Raw genomic sequence first — 21923 nt, 5'->3', positions numbered from 1 at the left:
AAAGACCCGCGAGTTCCGTGTCGGCCGCGTGTGCTGACCAGATTTGACCTTTGGCGCAGGCCTACTTCATCAGCTTTTCGGTGATGAAGCGCCATTCGGTGCGCGTCACGGGTGTGATCGACAACCGGTTGCCGCGAGCCAGCACGCGCATGTCGGCGAGTTCGTCGTGTTCGCGCAGTGCGGCGAGCGGCACGAGCGGCGACTTTTTCACGTAGCGCACGTCGACGAGCAGCCAGCGCGGCGCTTCCTGCGTCGATTTCGGGTCGTAATAGGGGCTTGCCGGATCGAACTGCGTGGGATCGGGGTAGGGCGTCGACGATACTTCGGCGAGGCCAGCGATGCCCGGCTCGGGGCAGCTCGAGTGATAGAACAGCACGCCGTCGCCGATCTTCATCGTGTCGCGCATGAAATTGCGCGCCTGATAGTTGCGCACGCCGGTCCACGGCAGCGAGCGCTGCGGTGCGTTGGCGAGATCGTCGATGCTTGCTTCGTCCGGTTCGGACTTCATCAGCCAGTATTGCATGGATCGTGATCGACGCAGAAAGAGGCTGCTACAAAAGAAAACGGCACCGGGACGTGCCCGATGCCGTTGGATAGGTCCCCGCCTTGGCCGCTAGGCCGGCATCCTGAACCTGGGGTTCAGAATTGGTCGCAGTTAGCAGCACTTCGGGTACATCAGACAGAGTGACGCGCGCGCCCGTGCTACAAATTTCCGCAACCGTGCACATGGCATTGGTTCAAGGAATATATGACCTTGGCGAACCAGGCAGGGAAGCTGACTGAACTGTGATTCGATGCGCCAATTTGACCACCGTTGACCGCCGAGATCAAGGGGAATCGACGTATCGATTAAAACGTTACTGCGTCTCGTGCTGTGCGAGCACCGCGCCGAGCTGTTCGTTCATCTGGTGCATTGTACGACGGATTTCCTCCGCCGGAAATGCTTCACCGTGCCGCACGCTCGTTTGCAGCCGCAGCAATTCCGATGCGAGCGACAGCGCCGCCATCACCGCAATGCGATCGGTGCCGCGTACCGAGCTGTTCGAGCGGATTTTCGACATTTCGGCGTCGACACGCGCGACTGCCTCGAGCAGCGCCGCTTCGGTCTCGGCCGAACAGGCCAACCGATAGGGCTGGCCGAGAATCGAGACTTCGATCTGCTTGGTGCTCATGCATGTTCTCCGTGGCTGGCCGCGTCATCGCCATCCGTACGCGCCTGCGCATCCAGCAGGTCGAGCTGGTTGTCGGCTTGCTCCGCGCTTTTCGAGCGCGGCAGCTTTTCGAGAATCGCGTTCAGTTTCACCTGGGCGTCGTCGATCTTTGCCGACAGCGTGTCACGCTCGGCCGCGAGTGCATTGCGTTCGTCGCGAAGTTCCGCGAGTTCCGCGCGGACCGTGTCCGCTTCCGCGCGCAATTGCGCGACCTGCTCCTCGAGCGCGAGCCGTTCCGCGTGATAGCGCTTGTTCAGCGAAATCAGACGGCCAATATTTTGAGATAAGGTTTCGAGTTCGTTGAGCATTTGCTGCGTCCTCTAAAGACCCAGCATTTTAGCGCGGAATAACGCGCAATCCGACATCTGTATCGTTTCCAGTCGTAACACCCCTGCTTCTTGCCGTGAATCGGTGCTTCCCGTACGTGTCCTGACGCTTCCTTGACGCTCGCGCGACCGGCTCCTAAACTGGCGCCGCCTCGGTGCTCGCGCGTGGCACGCGCGGTTAAACGGGAAGCAGGGCGTGCGCTTCGAGAGCGTGCCAACCTGCGCTGCCCCCGCAACGGTAAGCGGCCGCGTCTCCCGACGCAGGCCGGCTCGGGCGCGTTTTGCGTGCAGGTGTCGCACGCGGGCGCGGGCCACTGCGCGTGAAACGCGCGGGAAGGCGAGCCGGACCGCCGCCAGCCCGGATACCGGCCGAGACGGGAAGCCCGCACGGGCTTCGTGACACGCGGCCTGCGGGGAGGCGGGGCGCGCAATGCTTCACGGAATGTTCTTCGATGCTGACCCCAATCGTCCGCGCGGCGTCCCTGTCACGTCCGGCCGGCAACCTCAAGCGGATGCGCCGCGCGTCATGCGCGCGGCCGTGCACGGCATGAGCGCCGCGCGCGCTGCCGCAATCTGGGCCGCGCTGGCCGCCATGGTCGCGTTGCTGTTCGTCGCATCGCTGTCGATCGGCAGCGTGCCGATGTCGCCGTGGCAGGCACTTGCATCGCTCGTGCCGCACGGCGGCGATGCGCTGTTTGCCGATATCGTCCGCACGCTGCGTCTGCCGCGTGCGCTCGCGGGCTTCGCGTGCGGCGCGCTGCTCGCGCTGGCCGGCGCACTGCTGCAGGTGCTGCTGCGTAATCCGCTCGCGGAACCCTACGTGCTCGGCGTGTCCGGCGGCGCGGCCGGCTTCGCGCTCGTCGCGATGATCGCGGGCGGCGCGTGGTGGCTCGTCGACGCATCCGCATTTGCCGGCTCGCTCGTCTCGGTCGCGCTCGTGCTCGGCCTCGCGCGCCGCGAGCTGTGGCGCGGCGATTCGCGCGACGCGTCGCCGCGTCTGCTGCTCACGGGTGTCGTGATCGCGGCAGGGTGGGGCGCGCTTGTCACGCTGTTGCTGTCGCTCGCACCCGATGCGCGGCTGCGCGGCATCATCTTCTGGCTCACGGGCGACCTGAACGGCGTGACGACGCCGTGGTTCGCATGGGGCGCGCTGCTGCTGGCCGTCTGCGTCGCGCTGCCGGTCGCGCCGCAACTGAACGTGCTGCTGCGCGGCGATGCGACCGCGCAGGCGCTCGGCGTGCCCGTCGCGCGCCTGCGCGTGCGAATCTATCTCGTCGCGTCGCTGGCCGCCGCGGCTGCGGTAACGACGGCCGGCACGATCGGCTTCGTCGGCCTCGTCGTGCCGCATGCGCTGCGGCTCGCGTTCGGCAACGACCAGCGGATGCTGCTGCCGGCCGCGATGCTCGCGGGCGGCGGCGGCGTGATGGCGGCCGACCTGCTCGCGCGCACCGCGATCGCGCCCGCGCAGTTGCCGGTCGGCGTGATGACCGCGTTGATCGGCGTGCCGGTGTTCCTGTGGATGTTGTTGAGGAGGCCGATGCGATGACGGATGCCGCACTGGACGCTGGCAGCGACCTGCGCTACGCGGCTGTCGACCTGACGCTGAAGGCCGGCGCGCGCACGTTGCTCGGCGGGTTCACGCAGGCCTTCTGCCCCGGCGAGATCTGGTGCGTCGCGGGGCCGAACGGCGCGGGCAAGACGACGCTGCTCGCGACGCTCGCGGGGCTGCAGCCGCCAGCCGGCGGACAGGTCGAGATCGACGGCCGGCCGCTTGCCGCGTGGCGCCCGGAACCACTCGCGCAGCGCCGCGCGCTGATGCCGCAGCAACTGCACGACGCGTTCAGCGCGACCGTATTCGACACGGTGCTGCTCAACCGCTTTCCGTATCTCGGTGGCTGGGGCTGGGAGCGCGACGGCGATCGCGCGGCCGCGCACGATGCACTTGCGACGTTCGACCTGACCGCGCTCGCATCGCGCGACGTGTTGTCGCTGTCGGGCGGCGAGCGGCAGCGGGTCGCCCTGGCCGCGACGCTGTGCCAGGATGCGCCGCTGATGCTGCTCGACGAACCGCTCGCGCATCTCGACCTGCATCACCAGATCGACTGCCTGAGCGCGCTGACCGCATGGCTCGATGCGGGCCCGCGCACGGTGCTGTTCTCGTGCCACGACCTGAATCTCGCGCGGCGTTTCGCGACGCATGCGCTGCTGCTCGACGGGGGCGGTCGCGCGTGGGCCGGCCCCGTGCACGACGTGCTGACGCCCGAACGCGCGAGCGACGCATTCGGCTATCCGCTCGTGCTGATCCGCGAGAATGGCCGCGATGCGCTGTTGCCGGCGTGGCCTGCGCGACAATGACCTTTCCTTTTCCGATTCTTCCGATGCGCGGCGTGTGCCGCGCCCACGACACGGCTTCCCGATGACGACTCCGACCCACTTCCCGCCCGCGATCGCGCCGCTCGACGACGCGCTGCGCATACGCCTGCAGCATGTGATCGACCACAAGACCAAGCCGCCCGGCAGCCTCGGCCAGCTCGAGGCGCTCGCGCTGCAGATCGGCCTGATCCAGCACACCGAGCGGCCGGTCGTGCAGCGCCCGGTGACGATCGTGTTCGCCGGCGATCACGGGATCGCGGCCGAGGGTGTCAGTCCTTATCCGCAGGCGGTGACCGCGCAGATGGTCGCGAACTTCCTGGCCGGCGGTGCGGCGATCAACGCGTTCTCGGGCGTCGCGCAGAGCACGCTGGAGATCGTCGATGCGGGCGTCGCGTCGCCGTTGCCGCTGTCCGACCGGCTGGTGTCGCTGCCGGTCGCGCGCGGCACGCGCAACTTCGCGGCGGAGCCGGCGATGTCGCGTGACGAGGCGATGACGGCGCTGGCCGCCGGTGCGGCGCGCGTGCGCCTCCATGCATCGCTCGGCACGAACGTGATCGGTTTCGGCGAGATGGGGATCGCGAATACGTCGTCGGCCGCGTGCCTGATGAGCCGTCTGCTCGACGTGCCGATCGACGCGTGCGTCGGGCGCGGCACGGGCCTCGACGACCAGGGCCTCGCGCACAAGCGCGCGGTGCTCGGCCGTGCGCTCGTCAAGCATTCGCACGCGATCGCGCCGCTCGACGTGCTCGCGACGTTCGGCGGCTTCGAGATCGCGATGATGACGGGCGCGTACCTCGCGGCCGCGAGCGAGCGGATGACGATCCTCGTCGACGGCTTCATTGCGACGGCCGCGCTGCTCGTCGCCGAGCGCATCGCGCCCGGCGTGCGCGACTACTGCGTGTTCTCGCATACGTCGCACGAGGCCGGGCACCGGCGCATGCTCGAGCATTTCGGCGCGAAGCCGCTGCTCGCGCTCGACCTGCGGCTCGGCGAAGGCACGGGTGCGGCGCTTGCGCTGCCGCTCGTGCGTGCGGCAGCGGCGTTCCTCACCGAGATGGCGAGCTTCGAATCCGCAGGCGTTGACAATCGTGACGCCTGAGCGCGCGCGCGGCGTGCGGGCCGAACTGCGTTACTTCTTCGTCGCGCTCGGCTATTTCACGCGCGTGCCGGTGCCGCGTTCGATCGGCTACGCGGCCGGCGATCTCGACCAGGCCGCGCGCTATTTTCCGCTCGTCGGCGCGTGCGTCGGCGCGTGGGGCGCGCTCGTCTATCTCGTCGCGCTGCGCGCGCTGCCCCCGTCGATCGCGGTCGGGCTGTCGATGGCCGCGACGCTGCTCGCGACCGGCGCCTTCCACGAGGACGGCCTCGCCGACAGTTGCGATGCGTTCGGCGGCGGCTATACGCGCGACGACGTGCTGCGCATCATGCACGACTCGCGAATCGGCACGTTCGGCGCGGTCGCGCTCGTGCTCACGCTGGGTCTGAAATGGCAGGCGCTTGCGTCGATGCTGCCGCTGCGTGCCGCATGGACGATGATCGCCGCGCATGCGGCGAGCCGCGCGGCGGCCGTGAGCCTGCTGATGACGCACGACTACGTGCGACCGGAAGGCAAGGCGAAGCCGGTCGCGCAGCGGATGGGCACGCGCGCGGCGTGCGTCGCGGCCGTATTCGGATTGCCGTGGCTGTTCTGGCCCGACTGGCGCATGGGCGTCGCGGTGTGCGTGGCGCTCGTGCTCGTGCGCGCGTGGGCAGCCCGCTATTTCGTGAAGCGGATCGGCGGTTATACGGGCGACTGTCTCGGCTTTGCGCAGCAATTGTGCGAACTGGCGATCTATCTCGTGGTGCTCGGATGGACGTCGTCCTGATCCGTCATCCGGCCGTCGGTGTCGAACCGGGCATCTGCTACGGACGCAGCGACGTGCCGCTCGCCGCGCCGGCCGATGCCGGCGCGCAGGCCGTGCGTGCGCATCTGTCGGCTCTCGGCGCGCCGTTGCCCGCACAGGTCTGGACGAGCCCGTTGACGCGTTGCTTATCGGTTGCCGACCGGCTCGCGCAGGCGTTCGATGTGCCGTTGCGGTGCGATGCCGGCTGGCAGGAAATGGACTTCGGCGCGTGGGAAATGCAGCGCTGGGACGACATCGACCGCGCGGCGCTCGATGCGTGGGCGGCCGACCTGATGCATGCGTGCTCGCATGGCGGCGAAAGCGTTGCGCGGTTCGTCGAGCGGGTTGCGCGGCAGACCGATGCGGTTGCGCAGTTTGACGGGCCGCAATGGATCGTTACGCATGCAGGCGTGATTCGTGCCTTCGCGTCTCATGTATTGCGTGTACCGCTCGAGACGATGCTGTCGCGGCCGGTGCCGACGGGCGGAGTCGTCTGGTTGCGCGCGGACCGCGACACGCGAGCGTGGAAAGTCATGCACTGGGACGAATAGGCGCGCTGGCGTCTGCGTGTGAACGACGCAGCGCGCGGCCAATCCGTTCCTCGGATAGCGGTCACATCGGGCGCAGGTGCGCGATGAGCGGGCATGTTGCAGGAATTCAGCGCGCCGGCCGCCGCGCACGCGCGGCATCGAGGTCCTCGCACAGCGCAGCCGCACCCTGTGCGATCCGCGGCGAAGGCCGTGTCAGCAGATCGCCGTCGATCGCGAACAGGTTGTTGCGCGTCACGGCCGTCAGCGCGGGCCACGCGCGCCAGCGTGCCAGGCTCGGCAGCGGTTCGTTCGAACGCGTCGCACCGGCGCTGGTCGTCACGATCGCTTCCGGATTCACCGCGAGCACGGCCTCGTCGGTGACGGTCGGTGCGAGCGGCTTGAGCGACGCGAACACGTTGCGGCCGCCGCATAGCTCGATCACTTCGTTGATCAGGTGTGTGCCGTTGAGCGTCGTCAGCGGCCGGTCCCAGACCTGGAAGAACATCGTGACGGGCGCGCGCGCCGCGTAGCGGGTGCGCAGTGCCACGATATCGCGCGTATAGGCGGCCGCGGCCGCGTCGGCCGCCGGTTGGGTGCCGAGCAGCGTGCCGAGCCGGCGCAGTGACGACGACACGTCGTCGAGATGCTTCGGTTCGCTGAAGAACAGCGGGATGTGCAGCGCGCGCAGCGCGTCGGTCTGCCGCTCGGCGTTGCCGTGCCGCCAGACGACGATCAGGTCGGGCTTCAGCGCGGCGATCCGCTCGAGGTCGAGCGCCTTGTTGTCGCCGATACGCGGCACCGCTTGCGCGGCGGGCGGATAGTCGCTGTACGTGACGGTGCCGACGAGCTTCGCACCGCCGCCGGCTGCGTAGACGAGTTCGGTCGCGTGCGGCGCGAGGCTGATCACGCGTTGCGCCGGTGCGGGCAGCGTGACGGTGTTGCCGGCGTCGTCGCGCGTCGACACCTCGGCGTGGACGAGCGGAGCGTGCGCAAGCGCGGCCAGCATCGCGACCGGCGCCAGCCGGCGAAACAGGCGCGGACTCATGCGGATGCCTGTTGCAGCAGCGGCACGCAGCGCGCAAGCGCGTCGCCGAGGCGCCGCCATTCGGCTTCGCTGCCTGGCAGGCCGACGCGTACGCTCGACGGCGCCGGGAAGTGCCGCGTCCAGATTCCGTGTGCCGCGAGTGCCGCATGCAACGCCGCGGCGCGCGGGTCGTCGGTCCAGCTGAAGAGCGGTGTTGCACGAACCGCGAAGCCATGCGTACGCAGCAATGCAGCCAGTCGTTCGCCGTCGGCCGCGAGCCGTTCGCGGGCGGCGGCCTGCCACGCGCGATCGGCAAACGCGGCGGTCACCGCGTGACGTGCGGGGCCGCTGACCGTCCACGCGCCGAGCATGTCGCGCAACGCGACGATGCGTTCGGGGCACGCGAGCACGAAGCCCGCGCGGATGCCGGCGAGCCCGTAGAACTTGCCGACCGAGCGCAGCACGACGAGCCCCGGGCGATCGACTTGCGGTGCGAGCGACTGCGATGCGCCGGTATCGGCGAATGCCTCGTCGACGATCAGCGTGCCGCCGCGTGCCGCCAGTTGCGCATGCCAGCCGAGCAGGCGCTCGGTCGGCACGAATTCGGCGGTCGGATTGTTCGGATTCCCGATGATGACGTGGCGCATTGTCGCGGGCAGCGTATCGGCGCCGATGTCGAGCGGTACGACACGATGGCCGTGACGCACGAATGCGGGCGCATATTCGCCGTACGCGAGCGTCGCGACGCCGGCGTCGCCGGCCGGCAGCAACGCGGGCAATGCGCGGATCGCGGCCTGGCTGCCGGCAACCGGCAACACGTGGGCGGGATCGGGCGCGTGGTAGTACTGCGCGGCGCAGGCCGCGAGGCCGTCGCCGTCGTCGGGCAGCCGGCGCCACGCGTCGGCCGGGACGGGCGGCACCGGATAGCCGACCGGATTGATGCCGGTCGACAAGTCGAGCCACGCGTCGTACGGAATGCCGTGGCGGCGGGCGGCTTCATGCAGGTTGCCGCCGTGCACGATGCGTGTATCAGACATGATGGGTGGCCATGGCGAGTGCGCCGCTCGCGACCAGCAGCGCGAGCCACAGGGCAAGCGTGCGCGTGACGAGCGACAGCGCGGCGACGATGTGGAGGGCGGTTGCAGACGCGCCGGTACCGAGCGCGGGGCGATCCTCGATCTCGCCGTGATAGACGGCGGGGCCGCCGAGCTGCACGTTCAGGCTGCCGGCCCCTGCCGCCATCACGGGGCCTGCGTTCGGGCTGTCCCAGTGACGCGCCTGTGTGCGCCAGCAGCGCCATGCGGCGGCGGTATCGCCGAGCAGTGCGTAGCTCGCGGCCGTGAGGCGCGCGGGCAGCCAGTTGAGCGCATCGTCGAGACGCGCGGCGGCCCAGCCGAAGGTCAGGAAGCGCGGCGTGCGGTAGCCCCACATCGCGTCGAGCGTGTTCGCGAGCCGGAACAGCAGCGCGCCGGGACCACCTGCGACGACGAACCAGAACAGCGCGCCGAAGATCGCGTCGTTGCCGTTTTCGAGCGCCGATTCGACGGCCGCGCGCGACAGCGCGCCTTCGTCGGCGTCGCTCGTATCGCGCGACACGATGCGCGCGGTCAGCGTGCGGGCGGCCGCGAGGTCGTGCCGCAGCAGCGCGGCGGCGATCGGCGCGACATGGTCGGTGAGGCTCTTCGCACCGAGCGCGAACCACAGCAGCGCGACGTGCAGCGCGGCCGCGAGCGGCCACGGCAGCACGGTGACAAGCCATGCCGCGATGGCCACCGGCGGCACGACGGCCGCGATCCACGCGGCGACGCCGATCATGCGGCCGCGCCGTCCGGTGTTCAGTGCGCCTTCGATGCGTGCGGCGAGGCGGCCGAACGCGACGAGCGGATGCCAGCCGGGCGGCTCGCCGAGTGCGCGGTCGACGATCGCGGCCGCGACCGCGAGCATCGCGACAACAGGCAGCGACAGCATCAGCATGACGATGCTCCCGCCTTGAGGTCGAGCGGCAGCCCCGCGACGAGCAGCGTCACGCGCGTCGCGAGCGCGGCGACGCGCTGGTTCAGGCGCCCGAGTTCGTCGACGTAGCGGCGCGTGACCGACCCGAGCGGCACGACGCCGAGCCCGATCTCGTTGCTGACGACGATCACCTTCGCGCGCGCGCCGCGCAATGCGTGCTCGAGACGGTCGACCTGGGCCGCGTACTGCGCATCGTCGAGCGGTTCGCCGTCGGCCGGGCACAGCAGGTTCGTGAGCCACAGCGTCAGGCAGTCGACGAGCAGGCACGCGTGCGGATCGTCGAGCCGCGTGAGCGTGCCGGCGAGGTCGACGGGTGCGTCGGCGAAGCCCCAGTCGGCCGGCCGCCGCGCACGATGATGCGCGATGCGCTGCGCGAATTCGGCATCGGCGGCGATCGCGGTCGCGATGTAGGTGACGGGGCGGCCGCTGTCGGCGGCGAGCCGCTCGGCGTAGGCGCTCTTGCCCGAGCGCGCGCCGCCGAGGACGAAGGTGAGGTCGTGCGGAATCATCGCGTGATTGTAACGGCGCGGGCATGCCGGCGCGGGCGATAATGCGGCCTTTGCTTCGCAATGACCTTTACACGATGAATGCACCCGAGCCGCGGCCGCGCGGCACGCTGATGATCCAGGGCACGACGTCCGACGCGGGCAAGAGCACGCTCGTCGCGGGATTGTGCCGCCTCGCGCACCGTGCCGGCGCGCGCGTCGCGCCGTTCAAGCCGCAGAACATGGCGCTCAACAGCGCGGTAACGGCCGACGGCGGCGAGATCGGCCGCGCGCAGGCGCTGCAGGCGCTGGCCGCGGGCGTCGCGCCGCATACGGATTTCAATCCCGTGCTGCTGAAGCCGACGAGCGACCGCGGCGCGCAGGTGATCATTCACGGCAAGGCGCGCATGAACCTCGACGCACGCGCGTATCACGACTACAAGCCGGTCGCGTTCGATGCGGTGCTCGAGTCGTATGCGCGCCTGCGTGCCGGCTACGACACGGTGATCGTCGAAGGCGCCGGCAGCCCGGCCGAGATCAACCTGCGCGAAGGCGACATCGCGAACATGGGCTTCGCCGAACGCGTCGACTGTCCGGTCGTGCTCGTCGCCGACATCGACCGCGGCGGCGTGTTCGCGCACCTGGTCGGCACGCTTGCGTGCCTGTCGGACAGCGAACGCGCACGCGTGCGCGGCTTCGTGATCAACCGCTTCCGCGGCGACATCAAGCTGCTCGAACCGGGGCTCGACTGGCTGCGCACGCAGACGGGCAAGCCCGTGTTCGGCGTGCTGCCGTACCTGCACGGGCTGCTGCTCGACGCCGAGGACATGCTGCCCGCTCAGGCGCGCAGCGCCGCCGCGCGCGGCGACGCCGGCGTGCTGCGCGTCGTCGTGCCCGCGCTGCCGCGCATCAGCAACCACACGGATTTCGATCCGCTGCGCGCGCATCCGCAAGTCGAATTCACGTACTGGAAGAGCGGCCCCGTGCCGGACGCGGACCTGCTGATCCTGCCCGGTTCGAAGAGCGTGCAGCGCGACCTCGCATGGCTGCGCGACGCGGGCTGGGATGCGGTGATCCGTCGCCATCTGCGCTACGGCGGCAAGGTGATCGGCATCTGCGGCGGGATGCAGATGCTCGGCCGCACGCTCGACGATCCGCTCGGCCTCGAAGGCGTGCCCGGCAGCGTGCCGGGGCTCGCTCTGCTCGATTTCGACACGACGCTGCAGCCCGACAAGACGTTGAAGAACGTGACGGGGCAACTCGCGCTGCCGGGTGGAGCCGCCGTGCGCGGCTACGAGATCCACATGGGCGACACGCGCGGGCCCGCGCTCGCGGCGCCCGCGCTGACGCTGGCAGCCGACGGTGCGCAGGACGGTGCGCGTCCGGACGGCGCGGTGTCGGCCGACGGCCAGATCCTCGCGACCTACGTGCACGGGCTGTTCGACGCACCCGACGCATGTTCGGCGCTGCTCGCGTGGGCCGGGCTCGACGGCGCGGAACGCATCGACTATCCGGCGCTGCGCGAGGCATCGCTCGAGCGGCTGGCCGACACGTTCGCCGACCATCTCGACCTCGACGCGCTATACGCCGAATTTCGTTGACGTGCGTGCGGCCGGCCCTCGCTTTTTCCGCCCGATCGCGTACAACAGAGGAGGGCGGAGGTCCGCCCGGAGGAGTGCGACGATGAAGGCTCGATGGTGGTGGAGCATGCTGCTCGCGGCGCTGCTGGGCGCGTCGGCGGTGGCGCACGCGTGCGATTCGTACACGCCGGGCGGCCAGTCCGGCTCCGGCGACGCCACACAAGGCAAGAGCGGCTACTGAAGCATCGCAACGGGCATGATCGGTCATGCCCGTTTTTAATTTGATTCGTTCTTTTCGGGAATCAATTAAAGCGTACTGGCGTGTTTATCGGCGAAATTGATTTCAATAGAGTGTGATCCATTCTCATCCACTCACGAAGGAATCCGCCATGAACTCCAATCGCCTGAACGATTTCGCCGCGACGCTGCTGCGTGTCACGCTCGGCGTGCTGTACCTCGCGCACGTGGCGCAGAAGGTGTTCGTCTTCACGCTGCCCGGCACCGCGCAATTCTTCGCGTCGATCGGCCTGCCGGGCTGGCTCGCGTACCTGACGACGTTCGTCGAGCTGGCGGGCGGCCTCGCGCTGCTCGCGGGCTTCCGCGTGCGTGTTGCCGCGCTCGCGCTGCTGCCGTTCATGCTCGGCGCGACCGCCGCGCATCTGCCGAACGGCTGGAGCTTCTCGTCGCCGAACGGCGGCTGGGAATATCCGGCGTTCTGGGCCGTCACGCTGGCCGTGCAGGCGCTGCTGGGCGGCGGTGCGTTTGCGATCGGCGCGCGGGAGGCGGCGGCCCAGCACGCGTAAGGTGAACGAAAGCGGCGCGCGGATCGGCGCAACCCGTTCCGGTGACACCCCGTTTGCCGATATCATCGCTCCCTGTATCCGCAATCGAGCGGCGCCAGCCATGCGGCCGGCGCCGCGCGGCTTTTTCGGGGGAATTCATGACGGTGATCGTGGTGGCGAATCCGAAGGGCGGCGTGGGGAAGAGCACGCTGTCCACCAATCTTGCCGGCTATTTCGCGGCGCAGGGCGCATGGGTTGCGCTGGCCGACCTTGACCGGCAGCAGTCCGCGCATGCGTGGCTCGACCTGCGGCCCGCCGGCCTGCCGCCGATCGAGGCGTGGGATCTCGATCCGGACGCGCCGTCGAAGCCGCCACGCGGCCTCGAATATGCGGTGATCGACACGCCGGCCGGCCTGCATGGCAACCGCCTCAATCTCGCGCTGCAACTGGCCGACAAGGTGATCGTGCCGCTGCAGCCGTCGATGTTCGATATTCTCGCGACCCAGCAGTTTCTGGAGCGCCTGGCCGGCGAGAAGGCGGTGCGCAAGGGCAGCGTCGAGGTCGGGATCGTCGGGATGCGGGTCGATGCGCGTACGCGCTCGTCCGACCAGCTGCACCGGTTCGTCGAGGGGCTTGGCCTGCCGGTGCTCGGCTACGTGCGCGATACGCAGAACTACGTGCAGATCGCCGCGCACGGCCTGACGCTGTGGGACGTCGCGAAGAGCCGCGTCGAGAAGGATCTCGAACAGTGGCGGCCGATCGTCGAATGGGCCGAGCGCCGTGCGCCGAAGGCGGAAAAGGCAGAGAAGGTCGCCAAGGCGTCCTGAGCGTGACGAAACGCGAAGGGCCGGATCCCGTGGCGTACGGGATCCGGCCCTTTGTGCGTAAGCGGCAGCCGGCTTACGTCCAGTTCTGCGTCGGTACGTGATCGCGGTGGCCCTTGATCTTGTTGCCGTCGTCGATGAACACGAGCTTCGGCTTCCAGCCGGCCTGCAGTTCGGCTTCGTCGACCATCGCGAACGCCGCGATGATCACGAGGTCGCCGAGCTGCGCGCGGCGCGCGGCCGAGCCGTTCAGCGAGATCATCCCGCTGCCGCGCTCGCCCTTGATTGCGTACGTCGAGAAGCGCTCGCCGTTGTTGATGTTCCAGATGTCGATCCGTTCGTTTTCGATGAGGCCCGCCGCTTCGAGCAGGTCTTCGTCGATCGCGCACGAGCCTTCGTAGTGCAGCTCGCAGTGCGTGACTGCCGCGCGGTGGATCTTCGATTTGAGCATGTGGCGCTGCATGGTGTCTCCGTGATGCGTCGTGAGAGGCGCGGGCGGGGCGGCCCGTCAGATTTCCAGGTTGTCGATGAGGCGCGTCGCGCCGAGCTTCGCGGCCGCGAGCACGACGAGCGGCTCGCCGGCTTCGAGTTCGGCGGCACTCGGTGCGATCAGGTTCGCGCGGCGGCGGATCGCGATGTAGTCGGGCGCCCAGCCGCGCTCGGCCAGGTGCGTGCGCGCGTGCTGCTCGAGCTTGCCGAGGTCGCGTTCGCCGCCGAGCACGCTGTCGCGCACGCGCTGCAGCGTTTTCGCGAGTTCGGGCGCTTCCTTGCGCTCGTCGGTCGTCAGGTAGCGGTTGCGCGACGACAGCGCGAGGCCGTCCTCGTCGCGCACGGTTTCGGCCGCGATGATCTCGACCGGCAGCGCAAGCTGCTGGCACATCCGGCGCACGATCATCAGCTGCTGGTAATCCTTCTTGCCGAACACGGCGACGCGCGGCTGCACGCAGGACATCAGCTTCGTGACGACCGTGCACACGCCGGCGAAGAAGCCGGGCCGGAATTCACCTTCGAGAATGCCGCCGAGGTCATCCGGCGGCAGCACGCGGTATTCCTGCGGCTCCGGGTACATGTCGCGCTCGGTCGGCGCGAACAGCACGTAGACGTTTTCCTTTTGCAGCTTCTCGATATCGTCCTGCAGCGTGCGCGGGTACTTGTCGAAATCCTCGCTCGGGCCGAATTGCAGCCGGTTGACGAAGATGCTCGTCACGACCGGGTCGCCGTGCTGGCGCGCGAGGCGCATCAGCGACAGGTGCCCTTCGTGCAGGTTGCCCATCGTCGGCACGAACGCCGTGCGGTTCTGTCCGCGCAGCTGGTCGCGCAGTTCATGGATCGAGCTGATGACTTTCATGATCGGGTAGCGGGTTCCTCGCGCATGCGCGCGTTGGCGCCGCAACAGCGGCGTCGGGGTCGAAGCGGAGAACGCCGGCGCGCGGGCGGCGCATCGGGCGTCGGCGGATTGTAGAGGATTTGGCCGCCGGACGCATCGATAAAAGAACGATCGTTCGCTTTTTATCGGGGCGTGCCGGAAACCCGCCGGACGACCAGCCGCCGCGGCGAAGCGGCGAGCGCCGGTATCGGGATGAAGCGGGGAACGGGAAGCGGCGAGGGCGGGTGTTACGCGGGCAGGTACGCGAGGCGCACGTAGATCGGCGCGAACGGTTCGGGCTGTGTGATCTCGACGAGCGATTCGCGCGCGAGTTCGAGCATCGCGATGAAGTTCACGACGACGACCGGCACGCCGCGCGACGTGTCGAACAGGTCGGCGAACTCCATGAAGCGCGCGTTCTGCAGCCGGCGCAGGATCAGGCTCATGTGTTCGCGCACCGACAGCTCCTCGCGGGAGATCTTGTGATGCTGGACGAGCTTCGCGCGCTTGAGCACGTCGGCCCACGCGGCGCGCAGGTCGTCCGAGTTCACGTCGGGGAAGCGCGGCGTGATGCTCTGCTCGATGTAGACGTCGGCGCGCAGGAAGTCGCGGCCGAGCTGCGGCAACTGGTCGAGCCGCTGCGCGGCGAGCTTCATCTGCTCGTACTCGAGCAGGCGACGCACGAGTTCGGCGCGCGGATCTTCCGCTTCCTCGCCGGTGTCGGCCTTCTTGACCGGCAGCAGCATCCGCGACTTGATCTCGATCAGCATCGCGGCCATCAGCAGGTACTCGGCCGCCAGCTCGAGGTTCGTCGTGCGGATCTGGTCGACGTAGCCCAGATACTGCGCGGTGACCTGCGCCATCGGGATGTCGAGCACGTTGAAATTCTGCTTGCGGATCAGGTACAGCAGCAGGTCGAGCGGGCCTTCGAACGTTTCGAGGAAAATCTCGAGCGCATCGGGCGGGATGTACAGGTCCTGCGGCAGCTTGAAGAGCGGTTCGCCGTACAGGCGAGCGAACGCCGCGACACCGTCGACCGTGTCGGGCGTCGAATCGGCGCCCGCGGGCGCGGCGATCGCGTCGTCCTGCCGGGCGGCGCTGGCCTCGTCGGCGGCGCTCACGTCGTCAGAAGTTCTGGTAGTAGACGTACGACGTTTGCTTCACGCGCGATTCCTGCTGGTCGGCGCGCTCTTCGAGATCGATCGGCTGCTTGTCCCACAGCAGGGAACGGCCCTTGCGCTGCTCTTCCTCGAGCGTCGGCTTCTGCTGCTTGAGCTGGTTCAGGAACTGCGTGACGTCGGACTGGTACGGCATGGCTGGATCTTCCGTTTCGGGCGGCGCACGATGCGCCGGATTCGCGATGGCGGGATTTTACCGCATCGCGGGGAACAGCCGGCGCCAATCGCGCGTCGAATCCGCGGGGCGGCGCCGGAGCGCATGGCGCGGCGGCCGTGGCGGGCCTAGCAGTCTTTCACAATCGTTTGGCTTTGACGCTCGCGCGCTGTGGTCAAATACAGGGTTTTCCACGAAACCGTAACAATCCAGGACGGCGAGGTCATATTTGGCGGGGCAGTCGAACCAGCAAGCACCCATGGCGCACGACGCGGGCCCGCGCGCGGCACGCAGTCGCGCCGGCGCCGCGGCCGGCATCGCACGGGCGACCCTCGCCGGGTGCCTCGCCGCGTGCTTCGCGCTGCCGGCCCATGCGAAGTACGACGTCGACATCGACGCGCCGCGCTCGATCCGCAAGCTCCTCAAGTCGCATCTCGATATCGCGCGCTTCGCGAAGCGCGACGACATCAGCGACGACCAGTTCGACTTCCTCGTGACCGCCACGCCGCAGCAGGTGCGCGACCTGACCGCGACGGCCGGCTATTTCTCGCCGGTCGTGCGTACCGACGTGCGCACGCGCGACGGCAAGCGCGACGTGCGCATCGCGGTCGATCCGGGGAAGCAGACCTTCGTGTCGACGGTCGACCTGACGTTCAAGGGGCCCATCGACACCGAGGATCCGAAGCAGGAGGCCGCGACGCGTTTCGCGTTCTCGCTGAAGCCCGGCGATCCGTTCACGCAGTCCGACTGGGACGGTGCGAAGGGCGCGGCGCTCAGGCAGCTGCAGTCGCGTCGTTATCTCGGCGCGAAGATCGCGTCGTCCGAGGCGCGCATCGATCCGCGTACGCAGCGTGCGACGCTCGCCGTCACGTTCGAGAGCGGCCCGACCTTCACGATCGGCAAGGTCGACGTCGACGGCGTGCGTCGTTATCCGGAGAAGATCGTCACGAACGTCAATCCGCTGTCGGAAGGCGAGATCTACGACGTGCAGCGGATCACCGAGCTGCAGCGGCAGTTGCAGAACACGCCTTATTACGCGAGCGTCGCGATCGACGTCGGCGACGATACGGCGAAGCCCGAGCGCACGCCCGTGCACGTGAAGGTCAGCGAGTTCCCGTACAACAACATCCGCGGCGGCGTCGGCTTCGCCACCGATACGGGGCCGCACGTGCAGGGCTCCTATACGTATCTCGACACGTTCGGCGCCGCGTGGCCGCTGACGGTGTCGGGCCGGCTCGACCAGATTCAGCAGTACGGGCAGGTCCAGCTGTCGATGCCGCCGGGCGAGAAGGGCTGGACCAACAGCGTGCTGGCGTCCTATACGAACACCAACGTGTCGGACACGCGCATCTACAGCGCGCGGGTCGGTGTGCAGCGCACGCGCACGGGTCAGTTCATCGACTATTCGTATTCGCTGATGTACTACCAGGACCGGCTCGACCAGAACGGCGCGGGGCCGACCACGAGCCGCGCGCTGGTGCCGCAGTGGGCGTGGACGCGCCGCAACGTCGACGATCCGCTGTTCCCGCGTTCGGGCAACCTGATTCACGCGGAGGCCGGCTTCGCGATCAAGGGCGTGGCGACCGACCAGACCTTCGTTCGCGGCTACGCGCGTGGCCAGCAGTACCTGCCGATCGGCAAGCGCGACCTGTTCGTGTTCCGCGCGGAGCTCGGCGGCGTGTTCACGGGCGGCAGCTCGAACGGCGTGCCGGCGTCGCTGCTGTTCCGCGCGGGCGGCTCGAACTCGGTGCGCGGCTACGGCTACCAGAGCATCGGCAACAGTGTCGACGGCTCCGTGTTGCCGACCAAATACCTGATGACGGGCACCGCCGAATACCAGCACTGGTTCAACCGCGACTGGGGCGCCGCGACGTTCTTCGACATCGGCACCGCGACCGATGCGTGGGGCGAGCGCGTGTTCTACCCGGGCGTCGGTGTCGGCGCGCGCTGGCGCAGCCCCGTCGGCCCGATCAACGTCGACGTCGCGTACGGGTTGCGCAACCATAGCGTGCGCCCGTACCTGACGCTCGGCATCGCTTTCTGACCGTACCGCTTCATCGACGACGAACCGCATGACGAAGGACCCGAACGACACGCAGCCGCCTCACGATCCGGACTCGCCCGACGGCGCGCCCGACACGCCGCCGCGCGCGCCGCGCCGCGGCCGGGCGGTGCGCGTCGTCGCGTGGACGCTCGCGGCGGTCGTGCTGCTCGTCGTGCTGGCGGCGGCGCTCGTGGTGGGCGCGGTGACGACGGAGCGCGGCACGCGGCTCGCGTGGCAGGTGGCCGGGCACGTGCTCGGCACACGGCTCGCGGGCACGCTCGAAGGCGGCTCGCTCGCGACCGGCGTGCGGCTGCGCGGCTTCGCATGGACGAGCCCCGACGGCTCGGGCACCGAGGTCCGGATCGACCGGATCGACGGCCGCTGGGCGCTGACCCGTGCGCCGTGGCGGCTGTCGATCGCCTATCTTCGCGCGGGCACGATCGACGTGCGGGTCGCGCCGGGGCCGTCGACGCCGAGCACCACGCCGCAGGACCTGAGCCTGCCGCTGCAGCTGCGGATCGACGACCTGCGCGTCGATCGCCTCGCGATCCACGACGGCGGCTCGACGACTCAGCTCGACCACATCGCGCTGAACGGCCGCAGCGACGGCCGTCACCATGAACTCGTGCTCGACGGCGTTGATACGCCGTACGGCGCGCTGACCGCGCGCGCGAAGCTTGACGGCGTGAAGCCGTTCGCGCTGACCGGCGAAGCCACCTACGCGGGCAAGCTGTCGGACGAGCCGGTCGACGCGCGGGCCAGCGTGTCGGGTTCGCTCGAGGCGCTCGTCGCCGACGTCAACGCGAGCGGTATGAAGCTGAACGGGCGCGCGCACGTCGAGGCCGCGCCGTTCGGCGCGGTGCCGCTCACGCGCGCGTCGCTCGCGTTCGACCACGTGAACCCGCAGGCGCTTTCGCCTGGGGCGCCGGCGGCCGATCTCGCGGTGCGGGCGGAGCTCGCACCCGTGACCGCGCCGGCCGGCTCGGCGCCCGCGAAGGGGTTCGCGGTGACGGGCCCGGTGTCGATCGTCAACGCGAAGCCCGGCACGCTCGGCGACCACCTGCTGCCGGTAATCGACGCGCATGCGAACGTGCATCTCGACGCGCACGCGCAGCGGATCGACGATCTCGCGCTGAAACTGATCCGCGACGGCAGCGTGACGGGCAACGGCACGCTGAAGGGGGGCAAGGGCCGCTTCGACCTGAAGGTCGCGAACCTCGACCTGAACGCGTTTGTCGCCGAGTTGCGGCCGATGCGTCTCGGCGGCCCGCTCGGCGTGACGCTCGCGGGCGACGTCACGACCGTCGACTTCAACCTGAACGACCCGAAGCTCGCGCTCGGCGCACGCGCGAAAGTCGCGCTGACGCCGCAGCAGACCGTGTTGACCGACGCGCGCGTGACGGCAGGCAAGGGGCGTATCGACCTGACGGGCGTGTTCCGTCACGACGCGCATTCGAGCTACGACGCGAAGGCAACGCTGACAGCGTTCGATCCGCTGCTCCTCGCCGCGCTGAGCGCACCGAAGGCCGGCGGCGGCAAGGCGCCTGCCAAGGTGGCCAAGGCGCCCGCCACGCATGGCGAGACGCGCGTGTCGGGCACGCTGACGGCGTCGGGCGCGTTCGCGCCGCAGGTTTCGACGAAGGCGACCTTCAAGCTCGGCGACAGCCTGTACGACGGTGTGCCGCTGACCGGCGCCGGCGTCGTGCAGCTCGCCGGTTCGCGGATCCTGCCGAGCAATGCGACCCTGTCGATCGCGGGCAACCACGTCGACCTGCGCGGCAGCTTCGGCGCGCCCGGCGACCGGCTTCGCTTCGTGATCGATGCGCCGCAGCTCGACCGGCTCGGCTTCGGCGTCGAAGGGCTCGTGCAGGCGCAGGGCGACCTGACGGGCAGCTTCGCGCATCCGAATGTGACGGCCACCTACAAGGCCGAGCACGTCGTCGTCGGCTCGAACCGGATCGGCGCCGCGCAAGGCCGCGCGGATATCCGCGACGGCGCGCACGGCGCGCTCGTGTTCACGGCCGACGCGTCCGATATCGCGCTCGGCTCGCTGAAGCTGAAATCGCTGCGCGCGAACCTCGACGGCACGCGCGCGAAGCACACGCTCGACGCGTCGGCGCTCGGGATGGCCGGCGGCCGCGTGATCGACCTGACGCTCGCGGCGAACGGCGGCGTGGTCGAGAACCGCGACGGAATGCGCTGGGACGGTACCGTCACGCGTCTGGCGAATCGCGGCACGCCGGCCGTCGCGCTGCAGGCGCCGCTGACGGTGTCGGCCGGCGCCGGCCGCGTGACACTCGGCGCGACGCGCCTCACGCTCGAAGGCGCGGCGATCGACCTGAAGTCGTTCGTGTTCGATCACGGCCAGATGCGCTCGGCGGGCTCGGTGAGCGGCGCGTCGGTCGCGCGTCTCCTCGAAGTTCGCCAGGAACTGACGGGCCAGCGCCCGCCGATGCGGACCGACGTCGTGCTCGACGCCGACTGGGATTTCTCGCTCGGCGCGAACGCGACGGGCTACGTGCAGGTGAAGCGCCGCGGCGGCGACGTGACGATCGAGAGCGGGCGCGGCATCGCGTCGCTCGGGTTGACCGACCTGTCCGCGCGCGCGAGCTTCACGCCCGGCAACCGGCTCAACGTGACGGCGCTCGCGAAGGCGAGCCGGATCGGCACGCTCGACGCGAACGTCACGGTGCCGTTTGCGTTGCACGACGGCGTGTTCGGTGTCGTCAACGACGGTCCGCTGTCGGGCCGCATCGACGCCGACATTCCGGCACTGAAGACGACCGGCAACCTGTTCGGGCCGAGCTATCTCCTTGGCGGACGTGCGGCGCTGAAGCTGACGGTCGCCGGCACGCCGGTGAAGCCGAACCTGTCGGGGATGCTGACGGGCGACGATTTGTCCGCGACGCTCATCGACCAGGGCGTACAGCTGAAGGATGGCATCGTGCGCGTGAAGCTGTCGGACAATCTGGTCGAATTCCAGCAGGTCGAGTTCCACGGCGGCGACGGCACGCTGCGCGCGCTCGGCCGCGTGCGCCTCGACGGCGAGGCGCCCGACCTGACCGCGAGCATCGTCGCGGACAAGCTCGAACTGTTCGCGGCGCCGGACCGCAAGCTGTCGCTGTCGGGCAAGGCAACCGTCGCGAATGACGGGCCGCGGGGCGCGCTGTCGATCGACGGCAAGTTCGTGGTCGACCGCGCGTTGTTCGACCTGCCCGAGGAATCGGCGCCGCACCTGTCGGACGACGTCGTGATCGTGCAGCCGGACGGCACGGTGCGCGGCGAGACGCCGACCGGCACCGCGATCGCGAAGCCGAAGCCGGTCGAGGACAAGCCGGCGCCGTCGCTCGCGCCGCGCGCGAACATCGACATCGGCCTTGGCAACAACTTCCGCTTCAAGGGGCACGGCGCCGATCTCGGGCTGCGCGGCACGATCACCGTGATGAGCGCGCCGGGCGTGCCGCTGCGCGCGGTCGGCAACGTGCGCGTGACCGAAGGGTCGACGTACACCTCGTTCGGCCGCAAGCTCGCGATCGAGAACGGCTTCTTCACGTTCAACGGCCCGGTGTCGAACCCGGGCGTCAACATCCTCGCGATGCGGCGCAACCAGGAGGTCGAGGCCGGCGTGCAGGTGACGGGCACGATCCAGTCGCTGACGGTCAAGCTCGTGTCGGAGCCGAACGTCACGGACAACGAAAAGCTGTCGTGGCTGCTGTTCGGGCACGGCACCGACCAGGGCAACAACGTCGGCCAGCAGGGGGCGATGACGGCGGCGCTCGGGCTGCTCGGCAGCGTGACCGGCAAGCGCGTCGCGCAGACCTTCGGTCTCGACGAGGTGTCGGTCGGCCGCAGCGAAGTCGGCCTGACCGATCCGCAGGTCGTGCTGGTGTCGAAGGCGATCAACGAGCGGTTCGTGCTCGGTTTCGAGCAGGGGCTGCAATCGGCGGCCAACGCGTTCAAGGCGACGATCAACCTGACGCGCTTCTGGTCGGTGTCCGCGTACGGCGGCACGTTCCAGGGCGTCGACCTGAACTACACGCGGCGTTTCGACCGGTGGTTCGGCAGCGACGCCGCGCGTACGCGGCGTACCGAGCAGCCATGAAAAAAGCCCCGCACGACTCGTGCGGGGCTTTTTTTCGCCAGCGGCAGC

At 69.2% G+C, this 21923-nt stretch carries 22 protein-coding genes, 1 other RNA gene and 1 riboswitch; of the genes, 11 read left to right on the top strand and 12 right to left on the bottom strand.

Annotation, left to right across the window (positions count from 1 at the left end):
- Positions 1–61: 61 nt before the first annotated feature.
- From KEC55_RS12990 to KEC55_RS12975, 4 genes are all read right to left on the bottom strand, one after another.
- On the bottom strand, positions 62–523 hold the full coding sequence (locus tag KEC55_RS12990) for an EVE domain-containing protein (RefSeq protein WP_282505780.1): 462 nt from the start codon (positions 521–523) through the stop codon (positions 62–64).
- 71 nt (positions 524–594) lie between these two features.
- Positions 595–776, bottom strand: a non-coding RNA gene (gene ssrS / locus KEC55_RS12985) — 6S RNA.
- A gap of 81 nt (positions 777–857) precedes the next feature.
- Complete coding sequence (locus KEC55_RS12980; protein WP_006478091.1) at positions 858–1172, bottom strand: cell division protein ZapA; 315 nt, start codon at positions 1170–1172, stop codon at positions 858–860.
- Positions 1169–1519 (bottom strand): ATPase, encoded by a 351-nt coding sequence (locus tag KEC55_RS12975; RefSeq protein ID WP_282505779.1) that lies wholly within the window; start codon positions 1517–1519, stop codon positions 1169–1171. The genes KEC55_RS12980 and KEC55_RS12975 overlap by 4 nt, the downstream gene beginning before the upstream one ends.
- 154 nt (positions 1520–1673) lie before the next feature.
- Positions 1674–1925: riboswitch (cobalamin riboswitch) on the top strand.
- Positions 1926–1967: 42 nt separating this feature from the next.
- Between KEC55_RS12975 and KEC55_RS12970 the strand changes: the two genes are divergently transcribed.
- From KEC55_RS12970 to cobC, 5 genes are all read left to right on the top strand, one after another.
- Entirely contained in the window at positions 1968–3083 is a 1116-nt protein-coding gene (locus tag KEC55_RS12970; protein WP_432625513.1) for a FecCD family ABC transporter permease, read from the top strand.
- Positions 3080–3892, top strand: coding sequence for an ABC transporter ATP-binding protein (locus KEC55_RS12965; protein WP_282505777.1), 813 nt, complete (start codon positions 3080–3082; stop codon positions 3890–3892). The genes KEC55_RS12970 and KEC55_RS12965 overlap by 4 nt, the downstream gene beginning before the upstream one ends.
- Positions 3893–3953: 61 nt before the next feature.
- Positions 3954–5009: a nicotinate-nucleotide--dimethylbenzimidazole phosphoribosyltransferase gene (cobT, locus tag KEC55_RS12960; protein ID WP_282505776.1), complete on the top strand. Its 1056-nt coding sequence runs from the start codon at positions 3954–3956 to the stop codon at positions 5007–5009.
- A complete protein-coding gene (locus tag KEC55_RS12955; protein ID WP_282505775.1) occupies positions 4999–5775 on the top strand; it encodes an adenosylcobinamide-GDP ribazoletransferase in 777 nt (258 codons plus the stop codon). Before cobT ends, KEC55_RS12955 begins: the two co-directional genes overlap by 11 nt.
- Positions 5760–6344 (top strand): alpha-ribazole phosphatase, encoded by a 585-nt coding sequence (cobC, locus tag KEC55_RS12950; protein ID WP_282505774.1) that lies wholly within the window; start codon positions 5760–5762, stop codon positions 6342–6344. Before KEC55_RS12955 ends, cobC begins: the two co-directional genes overlap by 16 nt.
- Before the next feature lie 106 nt (positions 6345–6450).
- Here cobC and KEC55_RS12945 read toward each other — a convergent pair whose 3' ends face one another.
- Genes KEC55_RS12945 through cobU form a run of 4 tightly spaced genes read right to left on the bottom strand, consistent with a single transcriptional unit; the run spans position 6451 to position 9869 of the window.
- Complete coding sequence (locus KEC55_RS12945; protein WP_282505773.1) at positions 6451–7368, bottom strand: cobalamin-binding protein; 918 nt, start codon at positions 7366–7368, stop codon at positions 6451–6453.
- Positions 7365–8384 (bottom strand): threonine-phosphate decarboxylase CobD, encoded by a 1020-nt coding sequence (cobD, locus tag KEC55_RS12940; protein ID WP_282505772.1) that lies wholly within the window; start codon positions 8382–8384, stop codon positions 7365–7367. The genes KEC55_RS12945 and cobD overlap by 4 nt, the downstream gene beginning before the upstream one ends.
- Complete coding sequence (gene cbiB / locus KEC55_RS12935; RefSeq protein WP_282505771.1) at positions 8377–9321, bottom strand: adenosylcobinamide-phosphate synthase CbiB; 945 nt, start codon at positions 9319–9321, stop codon at positions 8377–8379. Before cbiB ends, cobD begins: the two co-directional genes overlap by 8 nt.
- Positions 9315–9869 carry a bifunctional adenosylcobinamide kinase/adenosylcobinamide-phosphate guanylyltransferase gene (gene cobU, locus KEC55_RS12930; protein ID WP_282505770.1) on the bottom strand — a complete coding sequence of 185 codons (555 nt, stop codon included), beginning with the start codon at positions 9867–9869 and terminating at the stop codon, positions 9315–9317. The genes cbiB and cobU overlap by 7 nt, the downstream gene beginning before the upstream one ends.
- A 74-nt stretch (positions 9870–9943) precedes the next feature.
- Here cobU and KEC55_RS12925 point away from each other — a divergent pair, with 74 nt between their 5' ends.
- From KEC55_RS12925 to KEC55_RS12910, 4 genes are all read left to right on the top strand, one after another.
- Complete coding sequence (locus KEC55_RS12925) at positions 9944–11446, top strand: cobyric acid synthase (protein ID WP_282505769.1); 1503 nt, start codon at positions 9944–9946, stop codon at positions 11444–11446.
- A gap of 82 nt (positions 11447–11528) precedes the next feature.
- Complete coding sequence (locus tag KEC55_RS12920; RefSeq protein WP_282505768.1) at positions 11529–11666, top strand: hypothetical protein; 138 nt, start codon at positions 11529–11531, stop codon at positions 11664–11666.
- 148 nt (positions 11667–11814) lie between these two features.
- A complete protein-coding gene (locus KEC55_RS12915) occupies positions 11815–12228 on the top strand; it encodes a DoxX family protein (protein WP_282505767.1) in 414 nt (137 codons plus the stop codon).
- Positions 12229–12365: 137 nt separating this feature from the next.
- Positions 12366–13034, top strand: a complete 669-nt coding sequence (locus KEC55_RS12910; RefSeq protein WP_176050636.1) for a ParA family protein — start codon at positions 12366–12368, stop codon at positions 13032–13034.
- A 73-nt stretch (positions 13035–13107) separates the two neighbouring features.
- Here KEC55_RS12910 and panD read toward each other — a convergent pair whose 3' ends face one another.
- The 4 genes from panD to KEC55_RS12890 form a co-directional block, all read right to left on the bottom strand.
- Positions 13108–13494 carry an aspartate 1-decarboxylase gene (gene panD / locus KEC55_RS12905; protein ID WP_011545962.1) on the bottom strand — a complete coding sequence of 129 codons (387 nt, stop codon included), beginning with the start codon at positions 13492–13494 and terminating at the stop codon, positions 13108–13110.
- Between the two features lie 45 nt (positions 13495–13539).
- Positions 13540–14379: a pantoate--beta-alanine ligase gene (panC, locus tag KEC55_RS12900; RefSeq protein ID WP_282505766.1), complete on the bottom strand. Its 840-nt coding sequence runs from the start codon at positions 14377–14379 to the stop codon at positions 13540–13542.
- Between the two features lie 266 nt (positions 14380–14645).
- Positions 14646–15518, bottom strand: coding sequence for a segregation and condensation protein A (locus tag KEC55_RS12895; RefSeq protein ID WP_176050634.1), 873 nt, complete (start codon positions 15516–15518; stop codon positions 14646–14648).
- Positions 15519–15522: 4 nt separating this feature from the next.
- Complete coding sequence (locus tag KEC55_RS12890; protein WP_034178757.1) at positions 15523–15711, bottom strand: DUF3460 family protein; 189 nt, start codon at positions 15709–15711, stop codon at positions 15523–15525.
- Positions 15712–15958: 247 nt separating this feature from the next.
- Between KEC55_RS12890 and KEC55_RS12885 the strand changes: the two genes are divergently transcribed.
- On the top strand, positions 15959–17773 hold the full coding sequence (locus KEC55_RS12885; protein ID WP_282505765.1) for an autotransporter assembly complex protein TamA: 1815 nt from the start codon (positions 15959–15961) through the stop codon (positions 17771–17773).
- Between the two features lie 28 nt (positions 17774–17801).
- Entirely contained in the window at positions 17802–21875 is a 4074-nt protein-coding gene (locus KEC55_RS12880) for a translocation/assembly module TamB domain-containing protein (RefSeq protein ID WP_282505764.1), read from the top strand.
- Positions 21876–21923: the final 48 nt, after the last annotated feature.

It is taken from the genome of Burkholderia cepacia, from assembly GCF_029962485.1.
Classification (GTDB): Bacteria; Pseudomonadota; Gammaproteobacteria; order Burkholderiales; family Burkholderiaceae; genus Burkholderia.
The sequence above is the reverse complement of the archived record's forward strand: the minus strand, read 5'-3'. Positions and strand labels throughout refer to the sequence as shown.